Here is a 15,858-nt window from a genome sequence, read left to right as displayed (position 1 = left end):
GGGATCCACCCTAGCAATTCGCAGACGCGCAGTTTGTCAGCAAGCATGCTCGTCAGTTCGCCGCGGCTTGAGAGGATTTCTCCGGAATGGTATTGGGCGGCAAGCGCTCAAGGACCGACTCCGCCTGTTGAGCACTGAGACCGATCGCGCGGAGGATGGCGCTAATGACAGCGTCACGATCGAGCGAGGACAACCTGCCCTCACCCAGAGCGCGCAAGATCTGGAGCATGATCCCGACGACAACCTCCAGCTTCAGCTCCGCAGACGTCTCTTCCAGCGATTCTTTCGAAAGCTGCTGAAGGTCTTCAAAGAGGCGGCGACGAATGTTCTCGCCACCCTTCGGAGTTGCTGCCGTCATTCTTGCCGCGACCGCAGCCCATCGCGAGTCAGTGAGAGCCTTGTCGATGAATAATCTGCAGCCGAAAGCAATTCGCAGGGCGGGATCGGAAATCGAGATCCGGCCCGGCTGCAGCAGTTCGTCGAACGACTGCACCAGTTCCTCCGCAACTGCTGCAGTCAATGCCTCCAGGCTATCGAAGTGCACGTAGAACGTACCCTTGGCGACCCCGGCCTCCTTAACCACGTCATCCACTGTGACAGACTCCACAGCCTGTCTGGCGAACAGCGACTTGGCAGCTTCGACAAGCTGCGCATGGGTTCTCGCGCGCTTTTCGCGCCCGATTTCGGCTCGGCGAGTCGGATTTATGTTCGCCATAGTACACAAAACCTCAAGCTCTTAACGAATAGGTCATACTGACTATAATGTCCAGGCTGAAGCCTGTCTATACGAGGGCCGTTTAACGGCGGAAGGCCTGAGCGCCACTCTTTCATTTTCGCACCTGCCAAATGCAAGGGGCTCCTTCGGCGGCACCCAGCCGGTGCGCAGTTAGCCGATGAACCAACCACAGCCGCGATCAGCGCATTCTTGATGCCCCGTCCGGCTACGCCTTTTTCGCATGGCACCCCTTCGCCATTCTCATATTGACTATTTAGTCGAATTGACTTATTGTCCAATTTAAAGCTCGAGCCTGCCACTCAGAGCATCACCACCATAAAACCCGACCCCCAATGTTTCGAGCGGAGGCTTTCATGCGCCCGTCGCCCGGCGAGTTCCTTAATGCCTGTGTTGTCTGCACCTGCCTCTTTACCTGGTCAGCCGTCGTGAGCGGACTCGCGGACACCACCGTGCTGACGCTGGTTTCTTTGGCAGCATTCTTTGTTGCAATGAGCCGCATCCCTGAGGACGCCGCGGATCCGGGCGCGATGACGGCGCTCGCTTTCGCACCCCAGCACTGACGGAAGACCCAGACATGCAGGAGACACCGTCGTCAGTCCGCTTCCTTCGATCGGATGCCGCAGTGCACCCCGAATACCGTGAGAACAGCCGCGACTATGCAGACAAGATGCTGCTTGCCGCCCTACAGGAAGCGCAAGTGACGGCGCGCTCCTACGACACCAAGGCGCAGATCGTTGGAGCCGGCTACATTCTTGCGCTCAATTTAGTGTTGCATTTCGGCGATCTCATGCCGACGCGTGCACCGCTTGGCCCGATGTTCTTCGCAGTCGTCTGGGGTATCGTCATCATGCCGATCCTGCAGTTCGGGCAAGTGCTCTATCCAACTCGGGCCCGCGCGGATAAGCAACTCGTCGCGAAAACGTCCGGCGGAGCTGAGCAGCGTGTCTATTATGTCGATCCCGACTTATTTACCGATCTCAAAGACTTCGTTCAACAGGCACTGACGTCCGACTGGACTTCAGTACTCGCCGCCGAACTGCTCAAAACATCCCGCGTCAGAATCATCAAGCAGGCGCGCTTCCGACGCGGCCTCATGATGGCCGTCATTTCTTTCGTCGTACTCGGAGGCGAGCAATTTGCACGAAGCCTCACCATCGCCTGACGTCGAACGCGCGGCAGATCGGCGTGAATGGAGGCGACCAACCGTGGCGCTCTGCCGTTCCAAAGCAGAAGTGTCCGTGGTGCGCGGATCGAACATGATCGAACCTCGCGCGCTACGGGCGCTGCAAAAGTCCGTTCAGGGCGAGATCAAAGTGTGCCTCGATGAAGGCCGGTGCGTCGATCGGCTTTCGGTCCGCAAACATCAGCCGCCACACGGTAACGTGAAGGATCGAACTGGCGACGACGTCGGGGAATGTTGCAGCGGCTCCACGGCGGAATTCGCCCGAAGACACTCCCTCCCCGACGAGTGCTCGGACGGCCGCGATCAGCGGGGCGATGAACTCGTCGTGGTGTCGGTCCACGATGTCAGGGAAACGCGTGCCGTCAGACAGTGTCAGGCGCAGGAGTTCCCGTGTTCTCCGGTCGTCGGGAATCTTCGCGTATGCAAGGAGCAGGAGTGCCCGCAGTCGGTCGGCGCACGAGCCTTTGACCGTGCCGACAGAGGCCAGCACGTCCTTGAACGGTGTCGACATGTGGCGGAACATCTCCTCGAAGAGCATCTCCTTTGTCGGAAAATACAGATAAATGGTGCCCTTCGTCACGCCGAGGCGGGCGGCGACGTCTTCCACCCGCGTAGCCGCGTAGCCCTTTGCGGTGAACTCCTCGAACGCGGCCTCGAGAATCTCCTGAGGGCGCCGGGCCTTTTGCTCTGCCCGCGAGGGCCTCTTCTCAGTCTTTGCCATCTCACTTCCATTTCTGCTGGGCCACGACGGTCGTTCGAATCGCGTGTTTACGGCGACTCTAACAGGTTAGCGGGCGGCTTAGGCGGGGATGCCTCTTCCGCTCTGACCGGTGGGGCAACGCGTGGCTTTGCTGTTGTTGACTAACTCGTTAGTCAGTGATACTAGCGCATCATCCCTTTGGTTGCAAACCGTAACGGAGCAAAAAATGCAGCCCTTTCGATTGATTGGAATTGGTCTCGCCTGCGCCTATCTCGCCGGCTGCGAAGACAAAGTTGAAGTCACGCCATCGCCGCAGCAGGTTCGGGCCGTGAGCGCCTCGCAGGCCGAATATCAGCCCAGAGCCGAAATCACCGGGGAGGTAAAGGCCCGAGTACAGTCCGACCTGTCCTTCCGCGTCAGTGGCAGGGTGATCGAGCGCTTCGTCGATGTCGGCTCGCATGTGCGCACCGGCGATGTTCTCGCCCGCCTTGACGACAAAGAACAGCGGGCCGACGTGGAAGTCGCCCGAGCCGGGCTCGAGTCGGCCCGCGCGATCGTCAAGCAGAGGACGCTGACGTTTGATCGGTACGAAGCGCTTTTGCGCTCGCGCTCGATCTCGCAGGCGACCTTCGATCAGGCCGACAAGGAGCTGCGGACCGCAAAAGCGTCGCTGGAAGCTGCCGAGGCGGCGCTGGCGACGGCCGAGGACGCCCTGTCCTACACCGAGCTGAAGGCCGACGCGGACGGCATCATCACCGCACGCGAGATCGAGGTCGGCCGCGTCGTTTCTGCGGCGCAGCCTGCCTTCACGCTCGCCCATGACGGCCGGCGAGATGCCGTCTTCGACGTGTTCGAGGCCTTCTTTCTGGAAGGGCGGCCACTGGCAGACGTTGAGGTGGCACCAATCGCGGATCGCGCCCTGGAAACGCAAGCGACGGTCAGGGAGGTCTCTCCCTTCATCGACACGAGAACCGGAACGGTCCGCATCAAGGTGGCACTCCCGGAAGATGCGCAATGGCCGCTCGGCACTCCGGTCGTCGGTGAGTTCCGTTCACCGACGCGCAAGGGAATCATCCTGCCCGCGGGCACGATCGCGTCGGCCATGGGCGAGCCTGCCGTGTTTCTCATAGACCCCGCAAGCCGATCTGTGTCGCTCAGGAAGATTGCGGTCGCGAGCTACCGCAAAAGCGATCTGATCGTCGCAGGCGGGATCGCCCCGCAGGACCTGATCGTCACGGAGGGCGGAAAGTTTCTCAAGGAAGGCCAAGCCGTGGCCTGGAAGGGCAAGTAAGATGGCTCGTTACCAATCTCACCTTTCGTTTTCACTCGTCGCAGCACTCGCGCTTCTTGCCGGCTGCGATCAGGATGCCGGCGCTGGCGAGCCGGCCAAGCCGCGGCCCGTCAAGTCCGTCGCGGCGAGCGCCGCGCAGGCGGAAACAGTGCACTTCCCCGGAATCGTCCAGGCCCGGGTGGAAACCGATCTTGCATTCCGCACATTGGGGCGCGTCGTATCGCGCAAAGTGAATGTCGGCGACCTCGTGCGGGCAGGCGATGTCGTGGCCGAGATTGATCCGCTCGCCCTTGAGCTTGCGGTCCGGAGCGCCGAAGCCGACCTGCGCAACGCTGAAGCGCAGTTTGAAAACGCCATGTTGACGGAGAACCGCAAGCGCAGGCTTTCCTCGACGAGTGCTGCGAGTATCGCCGACCTGGATCTTGCCGAGCAGGCGCTGAAGTCGGCCTGGGCCAGTGTCGGACAGGCAAATGCCAGCCTCGACAAGGCGCGCGAGCAGCTTGGTTATGCCGAGCTGAAGGCCGAGTTCGATGGTGTTGTCACGGCCACGGCGGTCGAAGTCGGACAGACGGTAACCGCTGGTCAGCCGGTGCTGAGACTCGCTCGCCTTGATCGGCGTGACGTGGTCGTCGACGTGCCGGAAGCGCAGTTGCGCGCCTTGCGCCTGGGCGATCGGTTCGACGTCGCCCTCCAACTCGACGAGACGCTCCGGACCTCCGGCGTTCTGCGCGAGATCGGACCGCAGGCCGATGCCGGCACCCGCATGCGCAGGCTGAAAATCGCGATCGATCAGGCGCCGGAAGTCTTCCGCCTCGGATCAGTGATAACCGCTGCGCCACCAGAGGTGCAGCAAGTGCGCCGGATCGGCCTGCCTGCGGCGGCCGTCGTAAAGAAGGATGGCACCGACCATGTCTGGGTGGTCGATCCCGCGACCCACACCGTTTCACTGAGGCCCGTCCGGCTCGACATCTCCTCCAACGACGCTCGTTCCATCCGCGTCCTCTCCGGGCTTACGGACGGGGAAGAGGTTGTCGTCGCCGGTGTGAATCAGCTGGCCGAGGGCCAGAGCGTCAGAACCAAACAGGAGCAACGCCCGTGAACAAGTTCAACCTTTCAGACTGGGCGCTCGAGCATCGCTCACTCGTCTGGTATTTCATGATCATCTTCACAGTGGCCGGAGCCTACGCCTATATGGCCCTCGGCCGCGAGGAAGATCCATCCTTCACTATCAAGACGATGGTCATCCAGGCCAAGTGGCCCGGCGCCTCCGCTCAGGAAGTGACGCAGCAGGTCACCGATCGCATCGAAAAGAAGCTGCAGGAACTCAACAATCTCGAACATACCCGCAGTATCACCACCGCCGGTCAGACCATCGTCTTCGTTGACCTGCTGCCGGAGACGAACGCAGCGGATGTGAAGCCCACCTGGTCGCGGGTGCGCAACCTGATTGACGATATTACGCACGAGTTTCCGCAGGGCGTTATCGGCCCGTTCTTCGACGACCAGTTCGGGGATGTCTACGGCAATATTTATGCCTTCACCGGCGACGGCCTCAGCCATAGGGAGTTGCGCGATTTCGCGGAGGACGCCCGAACGCAGATCCTCAAGATTCGAGACGTGGGCAAAGTCGACATCGTCGGTGCGCAGGACGAGGTCATCTACCTCGAATTCTCCACCCGCAAAATTGCTGCCCTCGGCATCGACCGCGCCGCGATCGTCTCCGCACTGCAGGCGCAAAACGCCGTAACGCAGTCCGGTTTCGTTGAGGCGGGACCGGAGCGCATTGCGCTGCGCGTCGGCGGCCGCTTCATCTCCGAAGACACCCTGCGCGGGATCAATCTCAGGGTCAACGACCGCTTCTTTCCCCTGACGGACGTCGCCAACATCACCCGCGGCTATGTCGACCCGCCAAGCTCGCTTTTCCGCTTCAATGGAAAGCCGGCGATCGGGCTCGCGATTGGCATGAAGACGGGCGGCAACGTGCTTGCCTTTGGCGAAGCGATCGAGGAGACGATGGCCAGGATCGTTCAGGATCTTCCGGTCGGCGTCGCGGTCGAACAAGTGTCCGACCAGCCGAAAGTCGTTCACGAAGCCGTCGGGGGCTTCACAAAGGCCCTGTTCGAGGCGGTTGCGATCGTGCTCGTGATCAGTTTCATCAGCTTGGGTTTGAGGGCTGGCCTGGTCGTTGCGATAGCGATCCCGCTCGTTCTCGCCATCACCTTTATGGTCATGCTCTATACTGGGATCTCGCTACAGCGAATCTCGCTCGGAGCGCTCATCATCGCGCTCGGTCTTCTCGTCGACGACGCGATGATCGCGGTCGAGATGATGGTGGCGCGGCTGGAATTGGGTGACAGTCTCAAGAAGGCCGCCACCCACGTCTACACGTCCACGGCCTTCCCGATGCTGACCGGCACGCTCGTCACCGTCGCGGGCTTCATCCCGGTCGCGTTCAACAAGAGCAGCGCCGGGGAGTTCACCTTCTCTCTCTTCGTCGTCATCGCCGTATCGCTCATCGTATCCTGGATCGTCGCCGTACTGTTCACGCCCCTGCTCGGCGTGACCTTGCTGCCCAAGACGATGAAGAAGCATGCCGAACATAAGGGCTGGTCCGCGAGGGCGTTTTCGCGGCTGCTGCAATTCTGTCTGCGCTGGCGCTGGATGACGATCGTCGCTACGGTCCTGCTCTTCGCCGGCTCGGTCGCCGGCCTGTCGATGGTGCAACAGCAGTTCTTTCCGAGTTCCGACCGGCCAGAACTCATCGTCGACTGGAATCTGCCGCAGAACAGCTCGGTTGCCGAAACGAGCCGCCAGATGGGTCAGTTCGAGCGTGAGGTGCTGACTGGCAACCCTGCGGTAGAGCATTGGTCGACCTACGTCGGAAGGGGCGCGCCGCGCTTCATCCTTTCCTTTGATGTACAGCCGGCTGACGTTGCCTTCGGGCAGACCGTCATCGTCACCAAAGGGCTCGAGGCTCGCGACAAGCTGAAGCAGGAAGTCGAAGCGTATCTGCAGAAGACTTTTCCCGGAACTGACGCCTATGTGAAGCTTCTGGAAATCGGACCGCCGGTCGGCAAGCCGATTCAGTACCGTGTGTCCGGCGAGGACCTCCAGACGGTGCGCGAGCTCGCGCAAAAACTGGGGTCTGTCGTCGGCACCCATCCTTCCCTCAAGAACCTCGCCTTTGACTGGAATGAGCCAGCGCGCGTCGTCAAGCTCGACGTGCTGCAGGACAAGGCGCGGCAGCTCGGCGTCTCATCCCAGGACATCGCCATGGCGCTCAACACCGTCGTCCGAGGGGACGCGGCAACGCAGGTCAGGGACGACATCTATCTGGTCAATGTGGTCGGCCGCGCCGCAGAAACCGAGCGCGGTTCGATCGACACGCTGCTGGACCTGCAACTGCAATCCAGCAGCGGCCAGTCGGTCCCATTGTCCTCGGTCGCAAGGTTCCGCTATGAGGTGGAACAACCGACGATCTGGCGGCGCGACAGGCTCCCGACCATCACCGTCAAGGCTGGGATCAGCGATACGACGCAGCCGGCGTCGATCGTGAAGGCGCTGGCCGACAAGGTTGCGGGGTTCGAGCAGACGTTGCCGGTCGGCTATCACGTCGAAGTCGCCGGTGCGGTCGAGGAAAGCGCCAAGTCGCAGGGTCCCATTGCGACGGTAGCGCCGGTCATGCTCCTTATCATGGCAACGCTCCTGATGATCCAGCTTCAGAGCTTCCACAGGCTGTTCCTGGTCTTCTCGGTTGCCCCATTGGCCCTCATCGGTGTTGTCATGGCTCTTCTCATGAGCAATGCCCCGCTCGGCTTCGTGGCGCTGCTCGGCGTGCTCGCGCTCGTCGGCATTCTCATCCGTAACTCGGTGATCCTGATCGTGCAGATCGAGGAATTGCGCGCAGAGGGCATGTCGCCATGGAAGGCGGTCGTCGAGGCGACCGAACACCGCATGCGGCCGATCATGCTGACCGCCGCCGCCGCCACCCTGGCGCTGATCCCGATCGCGCACGAGATCTTCTGGGGACCAATGGCCTACGCGATGATGGGCGGAATTGTCGTGGGAACGGCCCTGACGCTTCTCTTCCTTCCGGCGCTCTATGTTGCCTGGTTTCGTATTCCGCGCGAAGTCGAGCAGCACTGAGATGCGCGGCTCCATCTCTCTCGACCGCTCGCGAAGCATTTTCGCTGTACAATGGGCCGGCCGCTCTCGGCCGGTCCGGGCGACAAACCGGACGGGGCCTCGGCGGGTGCTCCCGCTGATACTGGTCCTGTCCGTCGCCCTAAACGGCTGCGCGACTCGTGTGGAGAACGTCCTTCAACCGCCAGCAGTGGCCGCTACTGACGCGAACCGGGTCGACATGCTGGTGGCGACGACGCGCAAGCCGTCGGACGATCCCGGCCGACTCTATTCGGGCGAGCGCGGAACGGCGATCTCGCTCAACAGCGTCACCGTCTCCATTCCTCCGGATCGAAACCGCAAGATCGGCGAGGTGCAATGGCCCTCGCGCGTGCCGCCCAATCCTGAAAAGGAATTCGCGGTCCTTGACGTTGGCAAGGTCGCTTCGGAAGGGCAGGCTCTCAAGTGGTTCCGCAAGAACCGGAACGCCAAGCGCCAGGTGCTCATCTTCGTGCACGGCTTTAACAACACCTATGCAGACGCCGTCTTCCGCTTCGCCCAGATCGTTCACGACTCGGGCACTGATGCGGCGCCGATTCTCTTCGCCTGGCCATCACGGGCGCGCGTCTTCGACTATCTCTACGATAAGGAAAGCGCAAACTACTCGCGGCGGGCACTAGAGGACCTGATCCTTCAGGCGACAAGGAGCCCCGACGTCGATGACGTGACGATCCTTGCGCATTCGATGGGTACCTGGCTCGCCGCCGAAGCGCTGCGCGGCGTTGCCATGCGCGAAAAGGCAATCCCGGCCAAAATCAAGAACGTCGTGCTTGCGTCGCCGGACATCGATATCGATGTGTTTCGTCGCCAATTCCTAGAGATGGGAGCCAAACGGCCGCATTTCGCGATCCTGACATCGACGCGAGACAAGGCGCTTGGGGCTTCTCGCTGGCTGTCGGGCGGAGTTGAACGAATCGGAGGGGCAGATCTCAGACCCTATGCCGCCGCTCTCGAGGAACTTGGCGTTTCCGTCATCGACACGAGCGCCATCGCCTCGAACGATCCGCTTGGCCATAATGCCTTCGCCGACAGCCCCGAGATCGTACGTCTGCTCGGCCGGCGCCTGGCCGGTCAATCGCTTTCGGGAGGCGATGCCACGTTCGCGGATCGTGCAGGAGTGGCGGCTGCCAATTTCGCCGGGTCGGCCGCGCGCGTGGCCGTTGCGGGGCCGGCATCGGTCATCAGCGGCGAAGCTCGCGAAGTGTTGAAGCGCGAGCTTTCCCCCTCGACCGGGGAGATCGTGGACGGGCAGATCTCGTACTGAATGTAGGGCCGCTGCCCAGTCAAACGCAGCCCAGGAGGTGGCGAAGCACGCCACCTCCCAAAGCCAAAAAGCGCAAAGCAATGGGAGCCGACTAGCCTGTTCGCAGCCGCCGCCCCTTACGGCGCCAGAGTCGTTTGAACGACCCGATAGCCTCGTCGTTTGTCGGCGAGAGGCCGGATGCTCCTTAGTCGAATGCGCCACCGCATCGTGCGCAGCCCTCCACCTCTCCCGAGGACATCGTTTCGAGGGTTTGAACAGCGACGTTCAAATCTGCGGAAAAGCCGAACATCGCGTTGTTGACTATAACGTCATTATGACTTAATAGTCATTTATGGCTGATAGGGAGGAGACGCCTATGAAACTGCAAGCCGCACCCGCAGTTGCCACAGGACCGGAATTTCTGGGCGCTCGGACCTGGTGAGCGCGCGCCATGTTAGCCATCAAACCGAAGATGAGCCGGCAGGTTCTCAGAGCCATCTTGTTTGCCCTGCCCAAGGTACTCAATCACACCGCTTCCGGCCGTCCCGCGTTCGCTGAACGGCTAAAACAGCGCGATGTTGTGGCATGGATTGGTCTGCAGGATGGTAGCCTCGGCCGCATTGTGGAAATCCGAGACGGCAGATTCCGCTCCCGTGCGGGTTCGCCGGCCGAGGCTGAAGTGGCCATGTCCTTCAAGGACGCAGCGACGGCATTGAAGCTCTTGATGCCCAATCGCGATCAATTGGAAATCATCCATGCGGCCAAGAACTTCAAGGTCGTGACCACGGGACCGGACGATCTGGTCGTCTGGTTCACGCAGACCCTCTATATGAGCGAAACTGCGGGCCTTCCCATGGGAACGCCGATGCCGGACGGCAGCCGCCGCTACACATGGGGTAATCGCGGTGCGACTGCCCCCGGCAACTTATTTGCAAGATGATGCTGTCTGGGTTGGTTGCCCCCGATAGGATGGAAATACGGGCTCACGATTGGAACCGGGCCCAAACATCGAATGGAGGCAACCATGGACCAATATATAGGGCTCGACGTTTCATTGAAAGATACTGCGATCTCGATCCGGGAGGACGGGAAGCGGATCTGGCGGGGGAAGCGCGCTTCGGATCCAAAGGTGTTGGCGCAGGTGATCCGCAAGCATGCCCCGAACGCAAAACGCGTCATATTCGAGACGGGGCCGCTGTCGACGTGGTTCTATCACGCACTGACGGCGGAGGGGATCCCCGCTATCTGCATCGAAGCGCGGCACGCGCAAAAGATATTGAACGAGACGCTCAACAAGACAGATGCCAATGATGCAGATGGCTTGGCCCAGCTGGCCGAAGCCGGCTTCTACAAGGCGGTCCGGGTAAAGTCATTTGACAGTATGTTGACGCGCACGCTGGTCGGCGCCCGCAATCAGCTCCTGAGCATCTCAACCCAACTTAGCAACCAGATCCGCGGCCTGATGAAGACGTTCGGCCTTATCATCCCTAAAGGAACGGGTCGGGTGTTTGATGGCAATGTGAGAGAGCTTTTGGCTGGGAATGATGACCTTGCACGGATCATATTGCCCCTGCTTGAGGCGTGGCGCGACATTCGCAAGCGCGCGGCCGATCTTGATCGCCAGTTGCTCGCAGTGGCACGGCAGAGCCAGGCTTCGAAGCTTCTGACGACGATCCCAGGAATTGGCGCCGTTACGGCGGTGTCCTACATCGCAGCGATTGAAGATCCAGACAACTTCAAAACGTCGCGCTCGGTTGGTGCCTGGCTCGGGCTAACAACGCGGCGCTACCAGTCAGGTGAGGTCGACTATAACGGCCATATCTCGCGTAGAGGTGACAACCATCTGCGGGGGCTGTTGTATGAAGCGGCGACAGTGCTTCTCACGAGCGCCAGTGCCAGGACCGAGAGCAGCCTCAAGAGCTGGGGGCTTCAGCTGCGTGAGCGGTTGGGCTTCAAGCGCGCTGCGGTGGCAGTCGCCCGGAAGCTTGCGGTCATCATGCACAGCATGCTCAGGACAGGAGAAGTCTTCAACGCATCGGCTGGCGCCATCGCATAAGCAACCGCCAGCTTCTGCCCTCAGCGCGTCAAACCTGATTTGAGGCACTGAGCGTCCCTGCTGCGGACGTCGGTTGGATCATTCCGCTACGAGTGGCTGCAGCTCGTTGAGACTGCGCGCTACACATGGGAAGGTCCTGCCTGCGAAGCCCATTGTGCGGCGACATTTGTCGACCGCGAAGACAACCCTGCTCCCCAGCACCGGATAGCTCCGAAGGACATGCCGCTGAGCGCCGATCCACCGATCAATTTAATCTGCGTTGCCTACCCGCAACCCGGCGAGGTCGCCGAATGCCTAAAGCACCTTGACGACCGGGATGCGATTAGACAACCACCTGCACCAACGGCGGACCCCTGTTCGTTCACGTCAAGGACGGCCGGATCCTGCGCGTTACGCCCGTCGAGTTCGACGGCAGCGACCCGTCCACCTGGGTGATCGAAGCCCGTGGGCGCAAGTTCAGCCCGCCCCGCCGCGCGCTGGTAGCCCCCCACGCTTTGACAATGAAATCGCTAGTCTATTCGGACAAGCGCATTCTTTACCCGATGAAGCGCGTGGATTTCGATCCCGACGGCGAACGCAACCCGCAGAACCGCGGAAAATCAGGCTACGTGCGGATCAGCTGGGACGAGGCACTGGACATCGTCGCCAAGGAGATCAACCGTCAGAAGCGCGTCCATGGACCCGGCTCCATCACGTTCCCCATGTCGTCCCATCACCAGTGGGGAAACGTCGGCTACTACCTGAGCTCGCTGATGCGGTTCGCCAACCTGATCGGCTTCACCCGGGTCGCGGCCAATCCGGACAGTTGGGAAGGCTGGTATTGGGGTGCCATGCACCACTTCGGCAATTCAATGCGCGTCGGCGTGCCTGCGGGCTATGGCGGAGTGGAGGATTGCCTCAAGGAAGCCGAGATGATCGTCTTCTGGTCCTGCGACCCTGAAAGCACCAATGGAGCCTATGCGGGGTTTGAGGGCACGACGCGTCGTTTATGGGCCAAGGAACTCGGCATCGAGTTCGTGCACATTGACCCCCATTGCAATCCGACAGCCCAGTTGCTGGGCGGACGCTGGTTTCCCGTCCGGCCGCAGACCGACGCGGCTCTGGCCCAGGCAATCATGTATGTCTGGGTTACGGAAGGCCTTTATGACGAGACGTACGTCGCCACCCGCACCACCGGCTTCGACGAATGGAAGGCGTACCTGCTGGGCGAAACCGACGGCGTTCCCAAGACGCCCGAATGGCAGGAGGCCGAGACCGGCATCCCTGCCAGGGACGTGCGCGCCTTGGCCCGCAAGTGGGGCGGCAAGAAGGTCTACCTGGCTGTCGGGATGACGGGCACCGGCTTCGGCGGCGCGGGCCGCGGCGCCACCGGTGCGCAGTGGGCGCGCTGCATGGTGATGATGATGGCGATGCAGGGCTGGGGCAAGCCGGGCATCAATTTCGGCGGCCTCCAGATCGGCGTCCCGCACGACCTGCATTTTTATTTTCCGGGCTATGCAGATGGAGGGATTTCCGGCGACCTGGCGTGGACCGGTAATGCGGTCAACAATTACCAGCGTATGCCGCATATCCTGACGATGAATCCCGTCAAGCAGATGGTTCCACGCCAGCAACTGCCCGACGCGATCATCGACGGTCACGCCACCGGCTATCTCTGGGACGGCATGGCCCAGGAGGCCCAGTTTGCACCATTCAGCTATCCCATGCCGGGCTACTCGCCGATACACATGATCTACCGCTACGGCGGCTCGTCTCTCAGTACCGTAACCCGATCGGGGCGCTGGGTGGATGCCTATCGGCACGAGAGCATCGAGTTCGTCGTGAACCAGTCCATCTGGATGGAGGGCGAGGCCCAGTTTGCCGATATCATCCTGCCGGCCTGCACCTCGCTGGAGCGCTGGGACATCGGCGAATGGGCGAATTCCGGCGGCTACGCCCATCACGGTGTTAACGTCGTCAACCATCGCGTCATCACCCTCCAGCACAAGTGCATCGAGCCCTTGGGCGAGTCGAAGTCAGACTATGAGATATTCACTTCCGTCCTGACCCGGCTGGGGCTGGGAGCCGTCTTTACCGAGGGCTGCAGCGAGCTCGACTGGGTCAAGCGGGTGTTCGATTCGTCAGATCTGCCCAGCCGAATTTCCTGGAAGAAATTCTGTCGCAAGGGCTACTACGTCGTGCCGCCCGAAAAGCCGGAACTGCGCCAGCCCGTCGACATGCGCTGGTTTGCCGAGGGCAGGCGCAAGGATCTTCCGGAACCGGCTCCCATGCCATCCCAGTACGCCGAAGAGTTCGGCATGGGCCTGCAGACGCCGAGCGGAAAACTCGAATTCGTGCCGGAGATCCTCAAGCGGAACACGGCGGACAATCCGGACCGGCCGCCGGTCAATCACTACCTCCCCTCCTGGGAAGGGCTGCGCAACACCGAGCTGGCCGAGCGCTACCCGCTTCAGTTGATCGCCACTCACAGCCGCTACAGCTTTCACACCAGCGGCGACGGCAAGAACAGCGCGGTCAATCAGGTCGAGGACCACCGCGCGCTGATTGCCGGCCACCGCTTCTGGCTGCTGCGGCTTAACCCGGCCGATGCAGCCGCCCGGGGCATTCGCCATCGTGACCTGGTGAAGATCTTCAACGACCGCGGCGCCGTGATCTGCGCCGCCGACATTTCGCCGCTGGTGACCCCAGGGGTCGTTAAGTCCTATGAGGCCAGCGCCGAGTTCAAGCTCATCGACGTTGCGGGGGAGACCGTCGAGGTTGGCGGGTGCCTCAACATGCTCACCCCGGACCGGTCGCAGACCCGCGGAACCAGCAGCATGGCTCCCAATTCCTGCCTGGTACAGATCGAGAAGTGGCGCAACGCCGAGGCATTCAAGTTGGATCGCGCAGCTTAGGAGGAAGCCATGAGCAAGTGGAACCTGATCATCAATGTCGGCCGCTGCGAAAACTGCCACAATTGCGTCATTGCGAACCGGGACGAGCATGTCGGAAACGAGTTCGCGGGCTACTCGGCGCCGGCCCCTGCCGTCGGCGATAGCCCAATCCGCATCCTGCGACGTACGCAGGGCAGCGCTCCCATGGTGGAGACCACCTATTTGCCGGTGATGTGCAATCACTGCGATGACGCGCCCTGCATGCGCCGCGCCGGCGACGCCATTCGCAAGCGCGACGATGGCATCGTCATCATCGATCCGGTGAAGTCGCGTGGCCGCAAGGACATCGTTCGCTCCTGCCCGTATGGCGCAATCGTCTGGAACGAGGAGCAACAGGTGCCACAGACTTGGTTCTTCGACGCTCACCTGCTGGATCAGGGGTGGGATCGGCCCCGCTGTCAACAGTCCTGTCCGACGGATGTCTTCGAGGCGGTGAAACTCGATGACGCCGTCATGCAGAAAAAAGCAGAGACGGAAGGACTCAAGGTGCTCAAGCCCAACCTCGCGACCAAACCCCGCATTTGGTACCGGGGATTGGAGCGGTGGGAGACGTGTTTCATCGGCGGTAGCGTCAGCGCCGAACTTGCCGGGGTGGTCGATTGCGTTCAGGGGGCGGAGGTGACCCTTTCCCAGGGAGGCAAGCGTCTCGCAAAAGCCACGACGAACGATTTCGGCGATTTTGCCTTGGACGGTTTGCTGGGTGACGGAAGCACATATCGTGTCGAAGTATCCCACGCAAATGGCAGCGCCTGGCGCGACTGTGTCCTAAGCGAGAGCATCTATCTGGGCGAATTGCGGTTGGCCCGCCCCCGTGCCGCCGACGCGCGTGGGGGACCCGATGCTTGACAGTGATCATTGCCGCACGGATGTGGACAATCGGGGAACAAGACGACAGGAGAGCCGGGGAGCGAACGTTGCCCGCATTCTCAGTGCGGCAGAGACTTTGTGCGCGCTCTATGGATCCGGAAAGACGAACGTCTGCGACATCGCGAGCTACCTGAAAATGTCGCCGGCAAATGTCTACAGGTTCTTCCCTTCCAAACTGGCGATATACGACGAGCTTGTCGCGCGAGTGCTCGACAACAATTTTCCCGTCATACAGCCCGTCTCCGGAACGCTCACGAGTGCAGAAAGTCTCCGAGTGTTCATTCTGGAGCTGCACCGACGTGTTCTTGCGCTCATGCGAAAGCAAGAAAATCTCTTTGAGCTACTCACGGTCGCCGACGATGAGCGCTGGCCCGCCTTCGAGGCATTCGTAAAACGCGTGAGGGACATCGTCGCTGAATTTGTCGAAGTGGGTGTCCGTGCACGGGAGTTTCGCCGACAGGACAGTCTGCGGGCCGCGGAATGCTTCTGCGCGTCAACTGCCGCACTCTGGGAGCCTAAAGCGATCAGAAATTTTCATTTGAGGCGCTCGCTTACTGCGCCCGACGACCTGGTTTCTTTCAGTGTTGAAGCTCTCCGGATCCGACGCGGCTGAGTTCGTGCTCGCGGCACTGGAGTTCGAGCCGGAGGAAGCTCGTCGCGTCGCAAA

At 61.3% G+C, this 15,858-nt stretch carries 11 protein-coding genes and 2 pseudogenes; 11 read left to right on the top strand and 2 right to left on the bottom strand.

Annotated elements, in window-relative coordinates; genetic code table 11:
• Positions 1 to 52: 52 nt before the first annotated feature.
• The gene (locus tag QA637_RS22455) at positions 53 to 592 is read right to left on the bottom strand and encodes a TetR/AcrR family transcriptional regulator (RefSeq protein ID WP_428843160.1); all 540 of its coding nucleotides are present in this window, start codon (positions 590 to 592) and stop codon (positions 53 to 55) included.
• A 497-nt stretch (positions 593 to 1,089) separates the two neighbouring features.
• Between QA637_RS22455 and QA637_RS22450 the strand changes: the two genes are divergently transcribed.
• Together QA637_RS22450 and QA637_RS22445 are read left to right on the top strand one after the other, a co-directional pair.
• Positions 1,090 to 1,296 (top strand): hypothetical protein, encoded by a 207-nt coding sequence (locus tag QA637_RS22450; RefSeq protein WP_283066983.1) that lies wholly within the window; start codon positions 1,090 to 1,092, stop codon positions 1,294 to 1,296.
• Between the two features lie 107 nt (positions 1,297 to 1,403).
• Entirely contained in the window at positions 1,404 to 1,898 is a 495-nt protein-coding gene (locus QA637_RS22445; protein ID WP_283066982.1) for a Pycsar system effector family protein, read from the top strand.
• Between the two features lie 112 nt (positions 1,899 to 2,010).
• Here QA637_RS22445 and QA637_RS22440 read toward each other — a convergent pair whose 3' ends face one another.
• Positions 2,011 to 2,640 (bottom strand): TetR/AcrR family transcriptional regulator, encoded by a 630-nt coding sequence (locus QA637_RS22440; RefSeq protein ID WP_283066980.1) that lies wholly within the window; start codon positions 2,638 to 2,640, stop codon positions 2,011 to 2,013.
• 205 nt (positions 2,641 to 2,845) lie between these two features.
• On the opposite strand from QA637_RS22440, the gene QA637_RS22435 reads away from it, so the two are divergent.
• From QA637_RS22435 to QA637_RS22395, 9 genes and pseudogenes are all read left to right on the top strand, one after another.
• Positions 2,846 to 3,910 (top strand): efflux RND transporter periplasmic adaptor subunit, encoded by a 1,065-nt coding sequence (locus tag QA637_RS22435; RefSeq protein WP_283066978.1) that lies wholly within the window; start codon positions 2,846 to 2,848, stop codon positions 3,908 to 3,910.
• A 1-nt stretch (position 3,911) separates the two neighbouring features.
• Complete coding sequence (locus QA637_RS22430; protein WP_283066976.1) at positions 3,912 to 5,009, top strand: efflux RND transporter periplasmic adaptor subunit; 1,098 nt, start codon at positions 3,912 to 3,914, stop codon at positions 5,007 to 5,009.
• Complete coding sequence (locus QA637_RS22425) at positions 5,006 to 8,056, top strand: efflux RND transporter permease subunit (protein ID WP_283066974.1); 3,051 nt, start codon at positions 5,006 to 5,008, stop codon at positions 8,054 to 8,056. Before QA637_RS22430 ends, QA637_RS22425 begins: the two co-directional genes overlap by 4 nt.
• 1 nt (position 8,057) lies before the next feature.
• Positions 8,058 to 9,356, top strand: coding sequence for an alpha/beta hydrolase (locus QA637_RS22420; RefSeq protein WP_428843159.1), 1,299 nt, complete (start codon positions 8,058 to 8,060; stop codon positions 9,354 to 9,356).
• A 451-nt stretch (positions 9,357 to 9,807) separates the two neighbouring features.
• Positions 9,808 to 10,242, top strand: a pseudogene (locus QA637_RS22415) (molybdopterin-dependent oxidoreductase); the annotation flags it as partial.
• Between the two features lie 117 nt (positions 10,243 to 10,359).
• Complete coding sequence (locus QA637_RS22410) at positions 10,360 to 11,391, top strand: IS110 family RNA-guided transposase (protein ID WP_283066786.1); 1,032 nt, start codon at positions 10,360 to 10,362, stop codon at positions 11,389 to 11,391.
• Positions 11,392 to 11,720: 329 nt separating this feature from the next.
• Positions 11,721 to 14,285, top strand: a pseudogene (locus tag QA637_RS22405) (molybdopterin-dependent oxidoreductase); the annotation flags it as partial.
• A gap of 9 nt (positions 14,286 to 14,294) precedes the next feature.
• Entirely contained in the window at positions 14,295 to 15,170 is an 876-nt protein-coding gene (locus QA637_RS22400) for a 4Fe-4S dicluster domain-containing protein (RefSeq protein WP_283066970.1), read from the top strand.
• Positions 15,136 to 15,804, top strand: coding sequence for a TetR/AcrR family transcriptional regulator (locus QA637_RS22395; protein WP_283066969.1), 669 nt, complete (start codon positions 15,136 to 15,138; stop codon positions 15,802 to 15,804). The genes QA637_RS22400 and QA637_RS22395 overlap by 35 nt, the downstream gene beginning before the upstream one ends.
• Positions 15,805 to 15,858 lie beyond the last annotated feature (54 nt).

It is taken from the genome of Sinorhizobium terangae (genome assembly GCF_029714365.1).
GTDB classification, from domain to species: Bacteria; Pseudomonadota; Alphaproteobacteria; order Rhizobiales; family Rhizobiaceae; genus Sinorhizobium; species Sinorhizobium terangae.
Note: the sequence above shows the minus strand (reverse complement) of the source record. Positions and strands in the feature narration are given on the sequence as shown.

Bases quoted from the DNA above. Each gene is read 5' to 3' on its own strand.
- QA637_RS22450 (WP_283066983.1), top strand. From the start codon at position 1,090: ATGCGCCCGTCGCCCGGCGAGTTCCTTAATGCCTGTGTTGTCTGCACC.
- QA637_RS22445 (WP_283066982.1), top strand. From the start codon at position 1,404: ATGCTGCTTGCCGCCCTACAGGAAGCGCAAGTGACGGCGCGCTCCTAC.
- QA637_RS22440 (WP_283066980.1), bottom strand. From the start codon at position 2,640: ATGGCAAAGACTGAGAAGAGGCCCTCGCGGGCAGAGCAAAAGGCCCGG.
- QA637_RS22435 (WP_283066978.1), top strand. From the start codon at position 2,846: ATGCAGCCCTTTCGATTGATTGGAATTGGTCTCGCCTGCGCCTATCTC.
- QA637_RS22430 (WP_283066976.1), top strand. From the start codon at position 3,912: ATGGCTCGTTACCAATCTCACCTTTCGTTTTCACTCGTCGCAGCACTC.
- QA637_RS22420 (WP_428843159.1), top strand. From the start codon at position 8,058: ATGCGCGGCTCCATCTCTCTCGACCGCTCGCGAAGCATTTTCGCTGTA.
- QA637_RS22410 (WP_283066786.1), top strand. From the start codon at position 10,360: ATGGACCAATATATAGGGCTCGACGTTTCATTGAAAGATACTGCGATC.
- QA637_RS22400 (WP_283066970.1), top strand. From the start codon at position 14,295: ATGAGCAAGTGGAACCTGATCATCAATGTCGGCCGCTGCGAAAACTGC.